General features: G+C 56.8%; 20 protein-coding genes, 1 tRNA gene and 1 pseudogene. 18 read left to right on the forward strand and 4 right to left on the reverse strand.

All coding sequences use genetic code 11. The annotated features are described in order from the left end of the window. Window position 1 precedes the first annotated feature (1 nt). The 14 genes and pseudogenes from JOE39_RS25875 (at window position 2) to JOE39_RS26605 (ending at window position 13600) form a co-directional block, all read left to right on the forward strand. Window positions 2-607 carry a phage tail protein I gene (locus JOE39_RS25875; RefSeq protein WP_032703973.1) on the forward strand — a complete coding sequence of 202 codons (606 nt, stop codon included), beginning with the start codon at window positions 2-4 and terminating at the stop codon, window positions 605-607. Further along, a pseudogene (locus JOE39_RS26450) lies at window positions 604-1398 on the forward strand (phage tail protein); the annotation flags it as partial. The gene JOE39_RS25875 and the pseudogene JOE39_RS26450, both read left to right, overlap by 4 nt. 1877 nt (window positions 1399-3275) lie before the next feature. Further along, window positions 3276-3425 (forward strand): hypothetical protein, encoded by a 150-nt coding sequence (locus tag JOE39_RS25890; RefSeq protein ID WP_158227275.1) that lies wholly within the window; start codon window positions 3276-3278, stop codon window positions 3423-3425. A gap of 96 nt (window positions 3426-3521) precedes the next feature. Then, the gene (locus JOE39_RS25895) at window positions 3522-4694 is read left to right on the forward strand and encodes a phage tail sheath family protein (protein WP_210078093.1); all 1173 of its coding nucleotides are present in this window, start codon (window positions 3522-3524) and stop codon (window positions 4692-4694) included. Window positions 4695-4706: 12 nt separating this feature from the next. After that, window positions 4707-5210 carry a phage major tail tube protein gene (locus tag JOE39_RS25900; protein WP_004663012.1) on the forward strand — a complete coding sequence of 168 codons (504 nt, stop codon included), beginning with the start codon at window positions 4707-4709 and terminating at the stop codon, window positions 5208-5210. A 9-nt stretch (window positions 5211-5219) separates the two neighbouring features. Continuing rightward, window positions 5220-5540: a phage tail assembly protein gene (locus tag JOE39_RS25905; RefSeq protein ID WP_024692796.1), complete on the forward strand. Its 321-nt coding sequence runs from the start codon at window positions 5220-5222 to the stop codon at window positions 5538-5540. A gap of 139 nt (window positions 5541-5679) precedes the next feature. Further along, a complete protein-coding gene (locus JOE39_RS25910; protein ID WP_210078091.1) occupies window positions 5680-8826 on the forward strand; it encodes a phage tail tape measure protein in 3147 nt (1048 codons plus the stop codon). An 8-nt stretch (window positions 8827-8834) separates the two neighbouring features. Further along, window positions 8835-9680 (forward strand): phage tail protein, encoded by an 846-nt coding sequence (locus tag JOE39_RS25915; RefSeq protein ID WP_065088410.1) that lies wholly within the window; start codon window positions 8835-8837, stop codon window positions 9678-9680. After that, window positions 9655-9861 (forward strand): tail protein X, encoded by a 207-nt coding sequence (locus tag JOE39_RS25920; RefSeq protein WP_065088411.1) that lies wholly within the window; start codon window positions 9655-9657, stop codon window positions 9859-9861. Before JOE39_RS25915 ends, JOE39_RS25920 begins: the two co-directional genes overlap by 26 nt. 76 nt (window positions 9862-9937) lie before the next feature. Further along, window positions 9938-10978, forward strand: coding sequence for a contractile injection system protein, VgrG/Pvc8 family (locus tag JOE39_RS25925; protein ID WP_210078660.1), 1041 nt, complete (start codon window positions 9938-9940; stop codon window positions 10976-10978). A gap of 44 nt (window positions 10979-11022) precedes the next feature. Further along, complete coding sequence (locus JOE39_RS25930) at window positions 11023-11568, forward strand: glycoside hydrolase family 19 protein (RefSeq protein WP_210078089.1); 546 nt, start codon at window positions 11023-11025, stop codon at window positions 11566-11568. 180 nt (window positions 11569-11748) lie between these two features. Next, complete coding sequence (locus JOE39_RS25935) at window positions 11749-12543, forward strand: DNA adenine methylase (protein ID WP_210078087.1); 795 nt, start codon at window positions 11749-11751, stop codon at window positions 12541-12543. A gap of 89 nt (window positions 12544-12632) precedes the next feature. Then, entirely contained in the window at window positions 12633-13277 is a 645-nt protein-coding gene (locus tag JOE39_RS25940; RefSeq protein ID WP_111522513.1) for a hypothetical protein, read from the forward strand. Next, complete coding sequence (locus JOE39_RS26605) at window positions 13277-13600, forward strand: hypothetical protein (protein WP_010425579.1); 324 nt, start codon at window positions 13277-13279, stop codon at window positions 13598-13600. Before JOE39_RS25940 ends, JOE39_RS26605 begins: the two co-directional genes overlap by 1 nt. 73 nt (window positions 13601-13673) lie before the next feature. Here the strand turns inward: JOE39_RS26605 and JOE39_RS25945 are convergent, their stop codons facing one another. Both JOE39_RS25945 and JOE39_RS25950 read right to left on the reverse strand, forming a co-directional pair. Then, window positions 13674-14168: a type VI secretion system tube protein Hcp gene (locus tag JOE39_RS25945; protein ID WP_046719850.1), complete on the reverse strand. Its 495-nt coding sequence runs from the start codon at window positions 14166-14168 to the stop codon at window positions 13674-13676. A 113-nt stretch (window positions 14169-14281) separates the two neighbouring features. Then, window positions 14282-14980 (reverse strand): SOS response-associated peptidase family protein, encoded by a 699-nt coding sequence (locus tag JOE39_RS25950; RefSeq protein WP_210078085.1) that lies wholly within the window; start codon window positions 14978-14980, stop codon window positions 14282-14284. A gap of 113 nt (window positions 14981-15093) precedes the next feature. On the opposite strand from JOE39_RS25950, the gene JOE39_RS25955 reads away from it, so the two are divergent. Next, on the forward strand, window positions 15094-15528 hold the full coding sequence (locus JOE39_RS25955) for a S24 family peptidase (RefSeq protein ID WP_054988591.1): 435 nt from the start codon (window positions 15094-15096) through the stop codon (window positions 15526-15528). Beyond that, window positions 15515-16795, forward strand: a complete 1281-nt coding sequence (gene umuC / locus JOE39_RS25960; protein ID WP_210078083.1) for a translesion error-prone DNA polymerase V subunit UmuC — start codon at window positions 15515-15517, stop codon at window positions 16793-16795. Before JOE39_RS25955 ends, umuC begins: the two co-directional genes overlap by 14 nt. A gap of 99 nt (window positions 16796-16894) precedes the next feature. Here umuC and JOE39_RS25965 read toward each other — a convergent pair whose 3' ends face one another. Both JOE39_RS25965 and JOE39_RS25970 read right to left on the reverse strand, forming a co-directional pair. Further along, a complete protein-coding gene (locus JOE39_RS25965; RefSeq protein WP_210078081.1) occupies window positions 16895-17773 on the reverse strand; it encodes a hypothetical protein in 879 nt (292 codons plus the stop codon). A gap of 170 nt (window positions 17774-17943) precedes the next feature. Then, window positions 17944-18028, reverse strand: a tRNA-Leu gene (locus tag JOE39_RS25970). A gap of 117 nt (window positions 18029-18145) precedes the next feature. Here JOE39_RS25970 and queA point away from each other — a divergent pair. Continuing rightward, a complete protein-coding gene (gene queA / locus JOE39_RS25975; protein ID WP_003421908.1) occupies window positions 18146-19210 on the forward strand; it encodes a tRNA preQ1(34) S-adenosylmethionine ribosyltransferase-isomerase QueA in 1065 nt (354 codons plus the stop codon). A 14-nt stretch (window positions 19211-19224) separates the two neighbouring features. Continuing rightward, window positions 19225-20340 (forward strand): tRNA guanosine(34) transglycosylase Tgt, encoded by a 1116-nt coding sequence (gene tgt, locus JOE39_RS25980; protein ID WP_161421222.1) that lies wholly within the window; start codon window positions 19225-19227, stop codon window positions 20338-20340. The last annotated feature ends 16 nt before the right edge of the window (window positions 20341-20356 follow it).

Here is a 20356-nt window from a genome sequence, read left to right on the forward strand (position 1 = left end):
CATGAATAGTCTATTGCCCAACAGCAGTACACAGCTTGAGCGTGCCCTTGAGGCTGCGATAGTCGATACCACGCCCATGCCTTTGCGCACGCTCTATAACCCGGACACCTGTCCGGTGGAGTTGCTGCCGCACCTGGCCTCGTCATGGTCCGTCGACCGCTGGGACGAGAAGTGGTCGGAGCCGGTCAAGCGTAATGCCGTCAAGGCTTCGTTCTATGTCCATGCGCATAAGGGCACCATCGGCGCGTTGCGTCGGGTGGTCGAGCCTTTGGGTTATCTCATCGACATCGTGGAATGGTGGCAGCTCAACCCGCTGGGCGAGCCCGGCACGTTCCAGCTGAAAGTAGGCGTGCTGGACACCGGCATTACGGAACAGATGTACGAAGAGCTGACGGCGCTGATCGATGACGCCAAGCCTGTTTCCCGCCACTTGATCGGCCTTGCCATCAGTCTGGAAGCCACCGGCAGCACCTACCTGAGCGCCTCTGTGCAAGAAGGCGACATCATCGACGTTTACCCACCGCAACAGCGAGACATTGTCGTCTCGGGTGTGATCGGTCGTGGCGGACGTGAAACAACTATCGACACCCTGGATGTGTATTCATGATCGATCAAAACTCGCAGTTTTACGCCATCCTGACCAATATCGGCGTCGCCAAACAGGCCAATGCCGATGCCCTGGGCATTGGCTGGAAGATTACCCAGATGGGCGTAGGCGATGCCAACGGCGCAGACCCGCAGCCGGACGCCAAGCAAAAAGCGCTGATCAACGAATGGCGTCGAGCGCCCCTGAATCAGCTCAAGCAGGACCCGACCAATCCGGCCATCATTATCGCCGAACAGGTTATACCGGCCGAAATCGGTGGCAAATGGATTCGCGAAATCGGCCTTTATGATGCGGACAACGATCTCGTGGCGGTCGCCAATTGCGCGCCATCATTCAAGCCATTGCTGGCTCAAGGCTCCGGCCGGACCCAAGTGGTGCGCATGAATCTGATTGTCAGCAACTCTGCCAGCGTCGAGTTGAAAATTGACCCGAGCGTAGTGCTGGCGACTCAAGAGTTCGTGCTTAGCGAGCTGGCGCGGCAAGACTTCAAGCATTCGGTTCTTGTGGCCACCACCGCTAACATTGCGCTCAGCGGCCTGCAGACCATTGACGGGGTGACGGTGCCAGCGGGCCGTCGCGTGCTGGTCACCAAGCAGGCGGCTGCGCGTGAGAACGGCATTTATGTAACGGCTGCCAGTGCCTGGGCTCGGGCGGCTGATGCTGACACCGACCTACGCGTCACGCCGGGTCTGCTGGTGCAGGTCGAGCAAGGGACTGTCAATGGTGACAGCGGTTGGCAGTTGGTTACGGACGGGCCTGTCTCGGTGGGTGTTACGGCCCTGAGTTTTGAGATGGCGTGGGGCCGCACAGGCGTCGAGCCAGGCACGTATCGCAGTGTCACCGTCGACAAGTATGGGCGGATTCTCGGCGGGACCAGTCCGACCACGGTTGCCGGTTATGGCCTGACTGATGTTTATACAGTCGGGCAGATGGATTCGGCTCTGTTGCGTAAAGCGAACGTCGATTCTCCGACTTTTACCGGAACGCCCAAAGCCCCGACTCCAGCTTCCTCAACGAACAGCGAACAGATTGCAACGACCGCGTTTGTTGTGGCGAAAATCGCGGCGCTGGTGGGTGGTGCGCCGGGGGCGATGGATGCGCTGAACGAGCTGGCAGCGGCAATGGGGAATGATCCCAATTTTGCGGCCAGTACGGCCAATGCTCTCGCGCTCAAGGCTCCCTTGGCGTCACCGGTTTTCACCGGGGACCCAAGGGCTCCAACTGTATCAGCGGGCGACAACGATACGTCGGTTGCGACAACCGGTTTTACCCGGCTGTGTATAGGGCTGTTCGGCCTCGGCACTGACAACGCGACTACGGTCGGAGACGCGAACAGTGTCGCCTTGGCAGGTCTGTTTCGGATGAATGCCGACGCGGCCAATATACCTCTGGCGGCGAACGCGACACTGTTGAACATGCGATACAACGACGGCGGGGCGTTTCAGCTGTTTTCGGCACTGGCGGGTAGCGGTGGGGTCGCTCGCCTGTTCTGGCGCACTCAGGCTGCAGCCGGCTGGACGGTCTGGCGCGAGGTGGGTGGGCTCGATAGTCCTGTGTTCACGGGCGATCCCAAAGCCCCGACGGCTGCGCTGGGTGATAACGATCTGTCCCTTGCAAATACAGCCTTTGTTCAGGCAACCCTCGCCGGGGTGGGCCTCGGCACAGTCAATAGTTCGTTGGTGTCGGATCTGAACACGGCCGTATTGGGCGGCCTCTACCGCACCAACCCGGCGACCGCCAATCAACCGGGTGCCACGAGTTGTTCGGTCGAGGTTGTGCCTTGGAACAATGGTGGTTGTTTGCAAACGTTGACGCAGTTGGGGGGAGGCAGTCGCAGGTATTGGCGGACGCAGGCCAGCGGCGTCTGGACCAACTGGCGTGAAGTTGTCTCTGTCGATGATCCCGGTCTTGTCCCTACCACCATCGTAGGCAGTGCCCGCAACGTGATCATGAGCGTGGCCAGTGCGTCGGCTTCTGCTGTCATCACTGCCGATGAGCTTATCGTTGAGGCAGGTGTGGGTGGCATGGGGTATCGCCTGAGTTATTTTAACAAGACGATCAACCTGACCGCAGTCGGTAGCGGAGGCATGGACACGGGCGCAGTGCCGGCGAATGGTTTCGTCGCGATCTACGCAATCTATAACCCCATCACCGGAGTGTCCGCACTGTTGGCTACTGACGCCACCTCGTTGGCGATGGGAGAGGTGTACACCGGAGCAAATATGCCCGCAGGGTTCACGGCGTCGGCGTTGGTCAGCGTGTGGAGAATCAAAAACTCTCTGTTTCAGATCGGATTCATGGAGGGAAGAGAGGTGATTTTTGCCTATGAAAAAGTGGCAGTGACGACCGCTCAAATCACGGTATTCAAGTCGCTGAGTGTTGCATCCGTGATTCCCTTGGCGGCTAAGGCCGTGACGGGTTGGCTGTCCGTCGCGGGCCTCAATACCTCAAACGCCCAGATATCGGTTGCCTCGGCTGCGTCTGGAATCGGTTTCCAGCAGGTCGCTGGCAATAGCATGTCCGAAACGGTCCAAAACATCTGTACCGGCTCGTTCTCGAACCTCAAGGTAATTACTGCTCAAACCATTTTCTGGCTGGCTGGTGTTCTGTCAGGCACCTTTAAAGAGGGTGCAGTCAATATTTCGGGTTACAGGTTCTGAGGTGATCAATGGTCTACGCACAGCTTTCCGATGACGGTGAAACAGTCGTTGCGGTGTTCTCCTGCGCTCAGGATGAAACCGACTACCCGAACCAAGCGCAGCTCCAGGATACCGACGAGCGCTACCTGCAATTCAAACGAAACAGTGAGGCCAACTGACGCCTGCAAGCGTTAATCCCTCAGATAGACCCCTCTACAACCGACCAACCCAATAGCCCGCCCTGTGCGGGTTTTCTGTTTTCTGGAGTTTGCTTTATGAGCTTTTTTCACGGCATCACCATGACGACCGTTGACACCGGGGCGCGCACCATCGCGCTGCCGTCGTCTTCGATCATCGGACTTTGCGACGTTTTCACCCCGAGCTCGGCACCCGAGGTCGCCCAGTTGGCAGCCGTCAACGAGCTGAAACTGATCACCAGTGAGCGCGAAGCCATTGCAGCCTGGGGTGCAGATGCGCCGATTACCAAGGCGTGCCAGGCGATCTTTACGCGGGCCAAGGCTGTCATTGTGGGGTGTGGCGTTGCAGCAGGTTCGACCGCTGCGGAACTGACCTCGGCCGTCATTGGCGGTGTTCTTGCGAACGGCAAGCGTACCGGTCTGCAGGCGCTCATCGATGGCAAAAGCTTGTTCAATGCCCAGCCGCGACTGCTGATCGCGCCCAAGCATTCGGCCACGCTGGCCGTGGCCACCGCGATGGATGGTCTGGCTGCCAAGTTGCGCGCCATCGCCATTGTTGACGGGCCAGGTACGACCGATGAAGCGGCGATGGCCTACGCGAAAAACTTCGGCAGTAAGCGCATCTTCATGTGTGATCCCGGCGTTCAGTATTGGGACACCACGGCCAGCGAGACCATTGATGCGCCTGCGTCGGCCTGGGTCGCGGGCCTCTTTGCCTGGACTGACACGGAGTACGGTTTCTGGGCATCACCGTCGAACAAGGATTTTGTCGGCATCACCGGCACCACACGGTCCATCGAGTACCTAGCCGGTGACGCGACGTGCCGGGCCAACCTGCTCAACAACGCCAATATCGCGACGATCATCCGCGACGACGGCTATCGCCTGTGGGGCAACCGCACGTTGTCCAGTGATGCGAAGTGGGCATTCGTGACGCGGGTCCGCACGCTCGACATCGTCATGGATGCGATCCAGGCAGGGCACAAGTGGGCAGTCGACCGCTCGATCACCAAAACCTACGTCAAGGACGTGACAGAAGGCCTGCAAGCCTTCATGCGCGACCTGAAAAACCAAGGGGCGATCATCAATTTCGAGGTCTACGCGGACACCGAGTTGAACACTGCCAGCCAGCTGGAGCAGGGCAAGGTGTACTGGAACATCCGTTTCACCGATGTGCCGCCTGCCGAAAACCCGAATTTCCGCGTTGAAGTCACCAATCAGTGGCTGACCGAAGTCCTCGAAGCCGCTTAAGGAGCGCTCTACATGATTCCGCAAACCCTCTCCAACACGAACCTGTTCGTCGACGGTATCAATTTCAGCGGTGACGTGCCGGGGCTGACGCTTCCCAAAATGACGCTCAAGACCGAGGAGTACCGCGGCGGCGGCATGGCCGGTCCGGTCGAGGTCGACATGGGCCTGGAAAAGATGGAAGCCAGCTTCACGACCAATGGCGTGCGCCGCGAGTCGCTGAAATTTTTCGGCCTGTCTGATCAGACCGCCTTCAACGGTACATTCAGAGGCTCTTTCAAGGGTCTGAAAGGCGTTGTCACACCGGTGGTGGCCACCTTGCGCGGCATGCTGAAAGAAGTCGATCCGGGCGAGTGGAAGCCCGCCACCGTGGCGGAGATCAAGCACAGCCTCGCCGTCTCCTACTACAAGCTGGAAGTCGACGGTCGTGTTGTTTACGAGATCGACATGGTGAACATGGTGCGCGTGATCGATGGCGTGGACCAACTCGCAGCAGAACGCGCCGCCCTCGGCCTTTAAGGAACGAACATGACTCAAGTAACTGGCAACAACGAACCCACTCCGCTGCCGTCGTGGATCGTCCTGACGGATTCAGGCGCGATCATCACGCTGAAGTACCCGGTGGAAATCAACACCGTGAAAGTCGACAAGGTAACAATGCGCGCACCTTGCGTCAGGGATACCCGCGCTGCAGCGGCCGCAGCCAACGGCAGCCCCGAGGCCCACGAACTCCACTTGTTCTGCAGCCTGATCGAGGCAGGCAGGGACGATCTGGACCGGATGAAACAGCGCGATTATCGCCGCTTGCAGGAAGGCTATTTTCGCCTGGTCGAAGAGGATGAATTGTAATCCCGAGACCATGAGACAGGCGGCGCGCAAGTTGGCAGCGGAGACGGGCTTTTCCGCTGCTGAGATCGAGGCGATGCCTTTCAATCGAATGTTGTGGTGGATCATGGATTGATCCCCCTTTGAACGCCTCGGGTGGTCTATGAGTGATAGTTTGAAGCTGGGCCTTGTCATCGGAGGCGCGGTCAGTGCAACTGTAGGCAAGGCCTTCAAGGACGTTGAGAGCCGTATCAAGGCGCTGGACGACAAAGGTGCCAAGGCTCGCGTCCTGCAGAGCACGATTGGCGAAACGATCAAGTTGCGCGATGAGTGGCGTAAAGCCCATGCAACGGGGCAGGCCGGCGCGACCGCGCTACTGTCACGTTTGAATTCAAACCTCGACAGCCTCAAAGCGCAGGGCGTCGAAATCGGGCGGCTGAGCAAAGCCTACAAGGAAATGGGGCGCACGGCCCGTTCTGCTGAGTTGCAGGCCAAAGGCCGACGGCAAATGAGCGAGGGCCGGGAGACGGTCAAAAGCTCGGTTGGCCAGGCCGTAGTAGCGGCGGGAGCCTTGGCGATTCCGACGAAAGTCAGCGCGGACTTCGGGGCGATTGTTCGCGACATCGCCATCAAGGCAGGCATTGCCAATAAACCGCAAGAAGCGGAGATGTCTCGAACCATCATCACGACCGCCCGTGATACCGGCATGGAGCGCAATCAGGTCGCTGACGTAGTCAATCAGCTGGTCGGTGCCGGTATGGAACTGAGCAAGGCGCTGGAGTACGCGCCGGTTGCCGCCAAATTCGTGGTCGGTCAGGGTTCCGAAGGGACCGACACAGCGAAGATGATCAACGCCCTGGGGCAAAACGCCAAGATCACCGACGCCAAGGAAATGCAGCAGGCTCTGGAGGCCATCGCCTATCAAGGGCAGGCGGGCAGCTTCGAAGCCTCCGACATGGCAAAGTGGTTTCCCGAACTGCTGGCCAACATGGGCAGTATCGGTATCACCGGCATGGACGCGGTGACGCAGCTCGGTGCAATGCTGCAGGTCCAGATGAAGACGGCGGGCAGCTCTGACGAGGCGGCCAACAACCTGAAAAACTGGATGGGCAAAATCGGTGCTTCGGATACGGTCGATGCCTACAAAAAGGCCGGTATCGATTACGAAGGCTCGATGCAAACCGGCCTGCAGAAAGGTATGTCCACGCTGGAGTCCAGCATGGCGTTGGCCCAGCAGTACATCCAGAAGACGGACCCGAAAAAGGCCGAAGCAATGGCGGCCGCCACGGCCAAAATCAGCAAGGAAACAGATCCGGCCAAGGCCAAGGCCATGATGGAATCACTGTCGCAGGCTTTGAAAACCGGCGACATTTTTGCGGATATGCAGGTCAAGGCGGCGCTTACCGCGTACCTGCAGAACAAGCAGCTGTACAACGATCTGAAATCGCAGTCCCGCAACGCGTCGGGCATTCTCGACAAGAACCTGGCCGAGCGCCGGGAAGGCTCGTCGCAGAAGTGGGCCGAGCTGTCGCAGGCGGCCAACGATGCCATGCGCAGCGTGGGCGATGCGATCCGCCCGGCAACCGATGCCGTGGCTCAAGGTTTGACGACCGTTGCCCAAGGCATCACCACAGTCAGTGACAAGATGCCGAACCTGGCTATGGGACTGACGGGGGCTATCGGGGCTCTGCTGGTTGCAAAGTCAGCCTTCGGTGCATTCAAAATCGGCAAGGGCCTGATGAACCTTGCCAGAGGGGCGGTCGGCGGCGGAGCTGGGAAGGTCCAGCAAGTTTTTGTCACCAACTCAAAAGCTGCAGGTGTTGGCAGTACCGCACGGGCCGCGCCTGGGGCTGCAGCCGCTGGGCGCAAAGCGCGTGTCGCTGCGCTGCTGGGCGTTGGCCTGACAGTGGCGTCCAAAGCAGGTGCGAAGCTGGTCGACAAGGACAAACCGGATGACGCCAAAGGTGATGATGCCAAGGACGCGGAGGCCAAAAGCGCTGATGCAGACAGTGAGACCAAAAGGCCTAAAGGGTTGCTCGGGGTTGGGTTCACCGCGTTAGAGGCTTACCGCGAAACGCTGGAGGCTGGTGCCGATTCAGATGGTGGCTCCAATGGTTCTGGCGAAGGGGGCGGCCTGCAGCGCGTCTTCGTGGTGAACGCCTCGGAGATAGGTGCGGGATCGGGTTTGCCGGGCCAGCGCGAGACATCACGTAGAGGACGGCGATCAGCCCGTGCGCGTCGTCGTGCAGGCGCTGCGTCTCGTCCGCCCGTCGTTTCACCGCGCCCAACTGGTGAACCGCGTACCAGGCCTTTTCCGCCGCGTCCGGTCGGTGAGCCGCGCATCCGCCCGGTACCACCAAGCCCGCCCGGTGAGCCGCGCATCCGTCCGATACCACCAGGCCCGCCCGGTGAGCCGCGCATCCGCCCGGTACCGCCAAGCCCGGCCGGTGAATCGCGTATTCGCCCGATGCCACCGCGTCCGACCGATGCTCCTCGTATTCGTCCGGCCTCACGTATGCCCATCCCTGTGCCGCCGCTTCCTGCGGCTGCTGAACGTAGCATTATGCCTTTACTGGGCAAGATGGCAGGCAAGGCCAAGGTTTTGCCTGGCGAAGCGGTAATCAGCGCTGGCCTGAAAGCGGTCGAGCTGTATCAGTCGGATGACCCTATCGAGAAAAAACTGGAAGGGGCTACCGAGGTTGCGGGCACTGCACTGGGTGGCTGGGGTGGTGCGGCGGCGGGTGCGGCGATTGGCACAATGATTTTGCCGGTCGTAGGCACGGCGATAGGCGCGGCCATTGGCGGTGCCCTGGGGTCTTGGGGCGGCGGTGAGGTCGGCGGCTTGTTGGGCAAAGAGCTGTTTGGCACGCCGGAGAAAGAGAACAAGCCGGTGTCGTTGCTGGCTGCGCCTCCGGTTCCGGTCGCACTGCCCGGCCCAGTAGTGCCCACGCTGGGTGCGACGGCCAAGGCTTTCGATAACGACCGGGTGCCACTGATGGCTCGGGGACCAGCTGCAGCGCTGGCTCCTACCGGGCCGCTGATGGGGGATGTAGGTCGGGCCATGACGGAAAAGCCTGCAGCGAGTCCTACCGCGCCGATTGTCATCAAGCCCGAGGCACCCAAGATGCCGACACCCAAGTACGAACAGCAGGTTTCGATAAATGCGCCAATAACACTGACCGTTCAAGGTGATGTGAAAGATCCGCAGCAACTGATGCGAGATCTGGAGCCGATGATTCAGCGAGCTATGCGTGACTCGGCGCAGCAGTCGCAACGGTCGAATCTGTTTGATGCTCCGCACGTCGAGTAGGGGGATACATGGCTTACATGGAACAACTGCAGTCGGGTATGAAGTACCTGGTGGCTGCAGGCGAGTCAGGTCGTCGCGATCTGGACGGCATGCTCTCGCCGGTCAATGGCGCGATCAGCGAAATCAGTGGTGCGACCGCCGAGCTTGAGGGCCTGCCCATCGTGGGTCCCGCCATCGGGGCCAAGCTTCAACGCGTGATGCGGGGTGTCAATGCGGCCCAGGCGAAGGTCGGAGCTGTGGTGTCGACGTACAGCCGTGCATCAAGGGCGGCGACGCAGATTGACGAGCGCTTGGGAGTGCTCAAAGAGCAGGCAGCAAAAGCCGGGACGGCCATCAACAAGGTGGCTGGCAGTATCAGTCCCGCGCTGGCCAACGTGGTGCCCAGTTCGTCATTTGCCGCGCAGAAAACCCCGGCTGTGGAAGCGGTCAAACCGTTTGAACATCTGCTGATCTTGCAGCCGCTAAACGCGAAAGCCGAGCCGTACTACTTCAATCTGGACACCGCTGCGTTTGACGAACTGAGCCGTTCCAGTGAGTTCCGCTGGGCGTCGCAAGAGCGTCTCACGCGTCGGCCGGCACAGCAGAACATCGGTCTGGGTGATGAGTCACTGACGCTCAAGGGAGCGGTATTCCCCAACGTCAAAGGCGGGATCAAACAGCTCGATACCTTGCGTGGCATCGCGGGTCTGGGCGTGCCTCTGGCCCTAACCACGGGGTATGGGGCAGTTTTGGGTAACTGGTGCTTGAAGAAAATTCAGGAAGATCAGAGCGCTCTGATGCAAGGGGGTATCCCTCGCAAGCAGGCGTTCACGCTGGAGTTCACACGCTATGGCGACGATATGCAGAACGTCTGACGGGGATATCCTCGATACCCTTTGTTTCAACCATTACGGCCATTTGAACGGCTCTGTGGAGGCCGTGCTTGATGCCAATCAGGGCCTGGCCGATGAGGCTCAACCCTTCCGGGTGGGGCTGATAATCATTCTGCCGGACCTTCCCGCATCCTCTGATGAAACCGTGATGCTCTGGGGCTGACCTAGACGTTACGTGTAACGAATTTTTCCTTTTGCCCAGCCCCGTCAAGTGCGGGGCTTTCTTTTGGTATCTGCGCATGAAACCCACTTTCCGGATCGTTGCCGACGGCACCGACATTACGGCGCTCATCAACGACCGATTGATCCAGCTGCGTACCACTGACAAGCCCGACATGGACTCAGATGAATTCGAACTTCGCATTGATGATCGCGACGGTGCAGTGGCGTTGCCATCGAGAGGGGCCGATGTTGAGGTTTATCTGGGCTATGACGGCCAGAAGCTGACCAAGATCGGTCTGTACACCATTGATGAGATCGAGGTGTCTGGTCCTCCGGACACTATGGTCATCAAAGGCAAGGCCAGCAGCATGCGTGGAAGTGGTAAGACCACGCGCAGCGGTAGCTGGGAGCATGTGCCGTTGTCGAAGATTGTCAGCGACATTGCCGCACGCAATGGCTGGGCTCCAGCCTGCAACGTAGCGACAAAGGTCCCACGTGCTGACCAGCTCAACGAGTCGGATTACCACTTCATTACACGGCTGGCAAAAAAGTACGACTGCACGGCCAAGGTCGCCGACGGCAAGTTGCTCGTTATGCCCAGGCAAGAGGGAGTCAGCGCGTCCGGGAAAGCGTTTGACGTTCTGGCCATCACGCGCCAAGACGTCAGTCGATGGCAGTTCAGATTGGGTGATCGTTCGACACACAAAGCCGTGTCAACGAAGCATCAGGACAAAAAGACCGGGAAGCTCCAGATCGTGACCCTCAATAACGACACGGCCCCGGATGGTCTCCCTCCCGTTCATACCGACCGGCATATCTACCCCAACAAATCTGCAGCTGAGCAGGCCGCGAAAGCGCGTCTCGCTGCTTTCAATCGCAGCACTGCAGGCATCCGTCTTGAAATGGTCGGGCGTACTGACCTTTTCGCGGAGCGCATGATCAGCGTGCAGGGGTTCAAGGAGGGGCTTGATGGCGAGTACCTGACCGATTCGGTCGAACAGGTATTTACCCAAGCTGGCTGGTCCACCACGGCCGAGTGCAATGGTGGCAACAAGGGCAAGGCAAAAGCCAAAGGCAAAAAGAAAGAGAAAAAACCAGTCAAGGTCGTGCAGCTCTGACCATTACCTCCATCACAAATCACCCCTATTCAGGAGATATCTGAATGTCGATTACTGTGCAGCAATTGCTGCAGATCCTCCCCAACGCCAGCTCCCGAGCTGGCGTTTTTGTTCCTGTCTTAAACGTTGCGATGAGCAAATATGGCATCGTCACGAAGCTGCGTATGGCGGCCTTCCTGGCGCAGGTGGGCCATGAGTCTGGCCAGCTTCGTTACGTGCGGGAATTAGGCAGTGATGCCTACCTCGAAAAATACGATACCGGACGGCTCGCCGAACGCTTGGGCAACACGCCAGAGGACGACGGCGACGGTCAGTTATATCGGGGCAGGGGGCTTATTCAAATTACCGGACGGGCGAACTACGCGGAGTGCGGCGAGGCATTGGGCCTGGATCTGCTACAGCAACCTGAACTCCTCGAGCGTCCGGAGCATGCCGCCATGTCAGCTGCTTGGTTCTGGCACCGTGCTGGGCTTAATACCTTCGCAGATAGAGGCGACTTCCTGACAATTACCAAGCGGATCAACGGTGGCACAAATGGCCTTGCCGACCGTCAGGCGCTTTACGAGCGGGCCCTGAAGGTACTGGTCTGATTGAGCTGAAGAGATAACGCAGCAGATTGAAAAAGAGCGACCAGTCGAGATGCGCCAACATCGCGACTGGTCACTGTTCCCGCAGATTACCCCTGCAAGTCCAGCCAAGGCTCCCGCTTCGTGCACAAAGCGGAGCGAGCCTAGCACCTGTTTATATATACAGTAAAGGTCTTGCTATTTATGTCCACACCCATCGTCCCTTGGATGGGCGGCAAACGCCGCCTGGCCGACCGCCTCATCCCGCTTTTCCCACCCCATGAATGCTACGTCGAAGTGTTCGCTGGCGGTGCGGCCCTCTACTTCATGCGTCCCCAAGCCGCTCCCGTTGAAGTCTTGAACGACATCAACGGAGATCTGGTGACGCTGTATCGCGTCGTCCAAAACCACCTTGAAGAATTCGTCCGCCAGTTCAAATGGGCACTCAGCTCGCGCCAGGTGTTTGAGTGGCAGAAGATGACCCGCCCCGAAACCCTCACCGACATCCAGCGCGCCGCCCGGTTCTTCTACCTGCAGCACCATGCCTTCGCGGGCAAGGTCAGCGGCCAGACGTTCGGGACCGCCACGACGGGACCAGCTATCAACCTGCTGAGAATCGAGGAGAATCTTTCTGCGGCCTGGCAGCGGTTGTCAGGTACGTACGTGGAGAATCTGCCGTGGCTCGAATGTGCCGAGCGCTACGACCGGCCTCACACGTTCCACTACATGGACCCGCCGTACTGGCAGACGGCTGGGTATGGTGTGGATTTTCCGTTTGAGAACTACGAGCGCATGGCTGATTTCATGCGGACGTGCAAAGGGAAGGTGATGGTCAGCATCAACGACCATCCTGATATCCGAGGAGTGTTTGACGGTTTTCATTTTGAGACAGTGGACATTCGCTACAGCACGGCCAACCAGAGACAGGGAAAGGCTGATGTCAGTGGTGAGCTGATTATCATGAATTGGGAGCCTGCTGCGCTGGGAGGGTTATTCTGATTTTTGTCCGAGGCTGGCCACTAGTGACTGCACTTACGGCGAAGGTTAATGTTAGAGTGTGGTTTTGCAAGCAGGTCATGGATGAACATATGGACGAATTTTGCACGCCAGAGTCAAACAACAGCCCCACTTGGACCCTGCTTGATGTAGTCATTTGGAAAGCATGGCCGGAGCGTCTAGGCGGCGGCCCCGGTTATTTGCAACGATTTAAAGATGCTTGGCTGATTCATAATAAATTATATATAAAGGCGGCGGCGGCCAAGTATTCTCTTCCTATTGAATTGTTGGCTGGCGTATGTTGGATTGAGGTTGGCGGCGACCCAAATTTTGTGGACAGGCTTGGCTTTGAAGTTAGAGCTTTTGACCGTTTGGGTAATCGGCCACATCTAATTACTAGCCCCCCACTTAAAACCAGTTTTGGTTGGGTGAGCATCCAGCTTCGCACAGCAGCTGTTACTTTGGGGATGAATCCCGATGAGATGAATATTAGTCAGCTTCGGAGTTTGGCTAACTGTATTGAAACTGATATTTATAATATCGATATTGCGGCAAAGCACCTACGTATGCTTGCTGATTATGATCATTTTTCTACCATTGGAATGGAGGAGGTACGAATTATCGGTGCTCGGTATAATTGGGGTACAAGTCGGTCTTTAGATGAGCTTAAAAAAGATCTGAGTTACGGTAATTTTATCGTCAATTCTTGGTCTCACCTCAAACAGCTTACGATGTGATGAATATGAAAATTAAAAGTGTATTTTTGCGAATTTTTTTGTACGGTATATTTTTTTTCTGTCTGCTAATGTATGTACTCTTTCAGGGGTCTGAATATGATTGGATGGATCCTAGTATGCTCGCTTCACCACCTGGACTCGCGCCATCACCTGATAATTTATCCTTACCGATTCACGATGAGTCTAATGATAGAGCGGTTTTTCGGGGCTTGATCGTAACTATATCTATCGTTGTGCAGTTGGCTATTTTCTTTTTCTTTTCTCGAAAAGAAGCAATAGTTACAGTTATTTTGCTTGGTGCTACTTTAGTGCTGTTCAGGTAACTCCGAAGCCCGCCTTTCCTTTGAGCGGGCTTTTATCTGTTAAGCATGACCGCTGAACTTCTAATGTTTTGGATTACGCAAATGGTTTGTTTGCGGTCCGGTCCCATCCCCCTGAGACGATACCAGCATTTCCCCCATCAGCACGCCGTTGCTGAGAATATTCGAATTTTATACGACCATAGTTGAGTGTGATCATTTCTACGGGGAAACCGGCATGCTCCGCGCCATTACCGCTGACGGTTGATATCAAGACTTCCTCAAGAACGATGTCTAAATATTTAAATTTTTCCGTACCTGCACGGTGTACACGAATAGTTACTTTTTTGATGTGCGAGCCACGGCAACAAAGTTCAAACAGTTTTGGTGTCGCTCTATCTATATATTTACTCACTCTAAAGTCGCCGAGGGTCACGCCCCCTGCAGTCGCGCCACCGCTAGAAGAAGCAGTTGTACTGATCGACTGCACCGCGTCGTAATGATAGGACAGCAGCTCTACCCAGCCCTTGTGGCCATCATCAAGAGATTCGCCCTCTACACCGTCCACCTGCATAAATGCGTCAAAAGACATATCAGCTTCCTGCTTTAAAAAATGAAGTGCTTAGCCTAGCTTACGGAGCCCACCGACTGCCAGCCCGGTTTAAACCAGCGCCCGCCGATTTAACTGCAAATAGTCCGTTTCATTTAGGCCGCGTCGCTGTCAGGACAAATGAGATCCTGCCCTTGATTCCGCACGTTGCCCACAGCCTTGCCAACCTTGTACCACTCGAATTCGTCAACTGGCGTGCAACACTCCCGAGCAATTTCGGCTGCGCGCGCGGGGTCAATTGACGAGTCCGTCCACTCGCGGGCCAGCTCCGGACTGAGCACTAAAGGTCGTCTGTCATGGATGTCGACCATCCCCTGATCACTGGCGGCGGTTATGATCACGAATCCGTCGCCCTCGTGGGGCTCAAGACCTGGATGAACCTGGGCAAGAGCTGCAAAGAACATAGGTCTCTGGCTTTTGAGGCGGATGAAGTACGGCTGCTTCTTTTTTGGGGCCGACGGATCTTTTACCCATTCAAACCAGCCGTTTGCAGGTGCAAGAGCACGGCCGTTCGGCCAAAGCTCCTTGAAAAACTTACCTGTCATGACGGTTTCCACTCGTGCATTGATTGGTGCGGGGCGTTTACCCTGTGCCCAGAAAGGAGCCCATCCCCAGCGAACCTTGTCGACACTGAGTCCGGCCTCCGTCGGTCGAATGATCTCTACGCGGGTGGTCGGTGCGACGTTGTATCGCTCTATCGGCCAAAGGTCATAGCCATTGATCACCATCTGCTCTGGCGCAAGCTCTTTGAGGTAATGGTCCATGGATTCGTAGATCGAGTAGCGTCCGCACATGATGTCACCCGTAATGTCACTCGTCGAAAATGCCTGCCTATACGATTGACCGCACGCGGGCTGAAGAGTTAACTGTATATGCATACAGCAATCTCAATCGAAAGGTTTCCCACATGAGCGTAGTTATTCTCGGCCCTTTGTCTGAAGGTGGCATCAAGCTCCCACTTTACTCATTCCAGGTGCCTGCAGGATTTGCTTCGCCCGCTGTCGATTACATTGAGAAGCACGTCTCACTGGATGAAATGGCTGAGGTTCGTGCGCCCCATGTGTACCTTGCGAAAATCCTCGGTGACAGCATGATAGGCGCTGGCATTTTCGATAGGGATTTGATCGTCGTCGACCGCAGCCGAGACGCAGAGCACGGGGAGATTGTCGTTGCGGCGCTGAATAACTCTGAGCCGATCTGCAAACGGCTCTTCATGATGGATGGCGTCGTCAAGCTCCAGTCTGAAAATGCCGCATATCCAGCTCGGCATATTCTGGAAGGTGACAACCTGGTCATTTGGGGCGTGGTGAATTACAGCATGCGCCGTCATGGAAAAGCGTGAGTCGGTTTTCGCGCTGATTGACTGCAACTGCTTTTATGCGAGCTGCGAGCGCGTCTTCCGTCCTGACTTGGAAAAGACCCCTATCGTGGTCCTTAGCAACAACGACGGATGCGTTATCGCCCGCAGCTACGACGCCAAGCCATTTGTGAAAATGGGGGCTCCGTATTTCCAGATAAAAGATGTGCTGCGCCGCAATGGCATCAAGGTGTTCAGCAGCAACTACGCGCTTTACGGCGACATGAGCGAGCGCGTGATGTCGATCATCGAGTCCATGGTGCCCGCCACTGAGGTTTACAGTATCGACGAAGCGTTCGCGGACTTGACCGGTATCCCTGGGGATCTCACAGCACTCGGTCGTCGCATACGGGCTTCCGTTCTCAAGTGCACGGGCATACCTGTAGGGGTCGGCATCGCACCGACGAAAACCCTGGCCAAACTTGCGAATCACACAGCCAAGCGTCTCCTCGCTCAAACAGGCGGGGTCGTTGATATCTGCGATCTGCACAAACGGAACTGGGTGCTGCGCAACACGGCAGTGTCCGAGGTTTGGGGTGTAGGCAGGAAGATGAAAGCACACCTGGAAGCCATGAACATCTGCACCGCAATGGACCTGGCCAACGCCGATCCTCGTACCTTGCGCGACCGGTTCAGTGTTGTCATTGAAAAGACGGCTCGTGAGTTGGCCGGTACTTCATGCCTGGGGCTGGGCGAGGCCGCGCCTCCCAAGCAGGAGATCTGCTGCAGCCGGATGTTTGGTCAGCGGCTGACTGCGATTGAGCCAATCAAGGAAGCGGTGGCCACCTACATGCAACGTGCTGCGGAGAAGCTTCGCTCCCAGAGTTCCCTATGCAAGAAGATCCGGGTCAGCATCCGCACTGGCATGTTTAACCCTGAAGAAGCCAAGTACGCCAATGGCGCGCTGGTCGAACTGCCGTATCCCACAAATGACGTGCGCTTGATGACGAAAGCTGCGACCGAGGCTGTCAGTCGCCTGTTCCGGCCGGGCTTCAAGTACAGCAAAGCGGAGGTGCTGCTACTGGATCTTCGTCAGCCAGGTGAGTTTACAGATGATCTTTTCGCGGCCTCGCAGCCGGTCGCGGCCGAGAAGGTTATGGGCGTGCTGGATCAGATCAATACGCGCTGGGGGAGGGGGACTCTTCGATCTGGAAGTGTACCTGCGGAGCCAGAATGGGCAATGCGGCGAGACATGTTGAGCCAAAGCTATACGACAAGACTGGATCAACTTTGGACTGTGAAATGTGATTAAGCTAAGACGATTGATTAATTCGTTCTGTGCGCCCTTAAGGCGTCACAGATAATTAGAGTTACTGGAGTCACCCGAGTGCGGCAGTGCGCTCTGCCACTACTATGTTAGGTTGAGTCGTTTTCTTAGGATCGCAGCTAACCACCCGATGAGTGATACTACAACAACAAGCAGCGTGACTAGTGCGTATTTATTGGAGTCAGTATAGTCTCGAATATAAATTATAGTCATTTTAAGTCCGCCAAGCGTCAATACGTAAAGTGCTGCGCTGAAGCAACCATAGATCGCTTTGCCTAATTTGGTAGTGGAGAGGAGAGAGTTTAATAAGTTAAATAGGAAAACTATTTCCAAGATTAATGTAAATAAAATGGTTACAGGCAGCGGAATAACGAAAATATTTTGTTCCAGAGTTTTACCCATATCGAGTAGCGATGAGTACTTTACGTAGAAACCACTGCGATCTTCCGGTATTAGCTCTACGAGCTTTGAAAGTCCAGAAGCTCGTGTAGTGACGTCCAAAACTTTTAAAGGTGCGCTTGAAAATATTTGAATTGCAAAGCCATCGTCGGGATTTAAAAGCAGTTTTTCAATTGATATGCCTTCATCTGTTGCACGAATTTTGACTTCAAGGTTTGTAGGGTTGAGTTCGACAACCTTAGATGAAATAACAGAAGCGCTATTCGATAAATGGATCGTGATAGGGCGTTCAAAGTCTTCGCTTTTGATAGGTATTTTACCAGTATTTACAATGGCGATCGTTAAAAAGGATCCTTTGCTTACATCTTTTCCAAGATATGAGATCTGAATATCAGGCCACTGTTCAGATAACGAGCTGCTGGTAGATATGTCGCGCTTAGAAAGGGTCTTATAGCTGAGCTCTTTTTTATCAGTGAACAAGGAGCCCCACAAAGGGCTGACGACGAAGAGTACGATTGGCAGGATTATCGATGAGAAAATCAGGCCGAGTTTTTTGTAGTCCATTCCGCAATGTCCTTGATCTGTAGTCACCGAGCACCCGGTCGCCGGCGTGATGGGGGATGGCTGCGGGGCTGATCAGGCTGAGATTGCTCGGTAGTATGAAACGTGCTTACGCCAAATTTACGCCAGACGAAAAAAAAGACCTTGAAAATCAAGGTCTTTCTTCAATTTGGTGGTGCCCCGAGGGAGAATCGAACTCCCACTTCTTTCGAAAACGGATTTTGAATCCGCCGCGTCTACCAATTCCGCCATCAGGGCTCAATGGCGGCGAAGTATAAGGATGAGTTTTCTGTTGGTCAACAGGGATTTACGCAGGTTTTTTACTAATGCCGTCAAACCGGATAAACTTCCCGGCCCTGCTAAACGAACCCGATCATGCGCGTCGCTGACTTTACCTTCGAACTCCCCGATTCCCTGATTGCTCGCCATCCGCTGGCCGAGCGTCGCAGCAGTCGTCTGTTGACCCTCGATGGGCCGACGGGCGCGCTGGCACATCGTCAATTCACCGATTTGCTCGAGCATTTGCGCCCGGGCGACTTGATGGTGTTCAACAATACCCGGGTCATTCCCGCACGCCTGTTCGGGCAGAAAGCCTCCGGCGGCAAGCTGGAGATTCTGGTCGAGCGCGTGCTGGACAGCCATCGGGTGCTGGCGCATGTTCGCTCGAGCAAGTCGCCCAAGCCTGGGTCGTCGATTCTGATCGATGGCGGTGGCGAGGCCGAGATGATCGCTCGGCACGATGCGCTGTTCGAGCTGCGTTTCGCCGAAGAGGTGCTGCCGTTGCTGGAGCGTGTCGGCCACATGCCGTTGCCTCCTTATATAGACCGTCCGGATGAAGGCGCTGATCGCGAGCGCTATCAGACCGTTTACGCGCAGCGTGCCGGTGCGGTGGCTGCGCCGACTGCCGGCCTGCATTTCGATCAGCCGCTGCTCGAGGCGATTGCCGCCAAGGGTGTAGAAACCGCGTTCGTCACCCTGCATGTCGGCGCAGGGACGTTCCAGCCGGTGCGCGTCGAGCAGATCGAAGATCATCACATGCACAGCGAATGGCTGGAAGTTGGCCAGGACGTGGTCGACGCCGTCGCCGCGTGCCGTGCACGGGGCGGGCGGGTGATTGCCGTCGGGACCACCAGCGTGCGCTCGCTGGAGAGTGCCGCGCGTGATGGCGAACTGAAACCGTTCAGCGGCGATACCGACATCTTCATCTATCCAGGCCGGCCGTTTCACGTGGTCGATGCCCTGGTGACCAATTTCCATTTGCCTGAATCCACGCTGTTGATGCTGGTTTCGGCGTTCGCCGGTTATCCCGAGACGATGGCGGCCTACGCGGCGGCCATCGAGCACGGCTACCGCTTCTTCAGTTACGGTGATGCGATGTTCATCACCCGCAATCCCGCGCCGACGGCCCCACAGGAATCGGCACCAGAGGATCACGCATGAGTCGCACCTGTCGTATGTCTTTCGAGTTGTTGGCCACCGATGGCAAGGCCCGTCGCGGTCGGCTGACCTTTCCGCGTGGTGTGGTGGAGACCCCGGCGTTCATGCCGGTGGGCACCTATGGCACGGTCAAGGGCATGCTGCCCCGTGATATCGAGGCGACCGGCGCGCAGATGATTCTGGGCAATACGTTTCACCTGTGGCTGCGTCCGGGTACCGAAGTCATCAAGGGTCACGGCGACCTGCACGATTTCATGCAGTGGAAGGGGCCGATTCTGACCGACTCCGGCGGCTTTCAGGTGTTCAGCCTGGGCGCCATGCGCAAGATCAAGGAGGAGGGCGTGACGTTCGCCTCGCCGGTTGATGGTGCCAAGGTGTTCATGGGGCCGGAAGAGTCCATGCAGGTCCAGCGTGATCTGGGTTCGGACGTTGTGATGATCTTCGACGAATGCACACCGTACCCGGCCGACGAAGAGGTGGCGCGGGTCTCCATGGAGCTGTCGCTGCGTTGGGCCAAGCGTTCCAAGATCGCCCACGGCGAAAACACCGCCGCGCTGTTCGGCATCGTTCAGGGTGGCATGCACGAGAACCTGCGCAAGCGCTCGCTGGAAGGCCTGGACGAAATCGGTTTCGACGGTCTGGCGATTGGCGGTCTGTCGGTGGGCGAACCCAAGCACGAGATGATCAAGGTGCTGGACTACCTGCCAGGCCTCATGCCGGCAGACAAACCTCGTTACCTGATGGGTGTAGGCAAGCCGGAAGATCTGGTCGAAGGTGTGCGCCGTGGCGTCGACATGTTCGACTGCGTGATGCCGACCCGCAATGCCCGCAACGGCCATCTGTTCACCGATACCGGCGTATTGAAAATCCGTAACGCGTTCCATCGCCACGACAATACGCCGCTGGATCCGACCTGCGATTGCTACACCTGCCAGAACTTCTCGCGCGCTTATCTGCATCACCTGGACAAGTGCGGGGAAATGCTGGGGAGCATGCTCAATACAATCCACAATTTGCGGCACTACCAGCTGCTTATGGCTGGTTTGCGCGAGGCTATTCAACAGGGTACATTGGCCGCCTTCGTCGATGCCTTCTATGCCAAACGCGGCCTTCCAACGCCGCCTCTGGGTTGAAACAGAACGAGTTTTT

The organism is Pseudomonas sp. PvP100 (assembly GCF_017833055.1).
In the GTDB taxonomy this organism is placed as follows: Bacteria; Pseudomonadota; Gammaproteobacteria; order Pseudomonadales; family Pseudomonadaceae; genus Aquipseudomonas; species Aquipseudomonas syringae.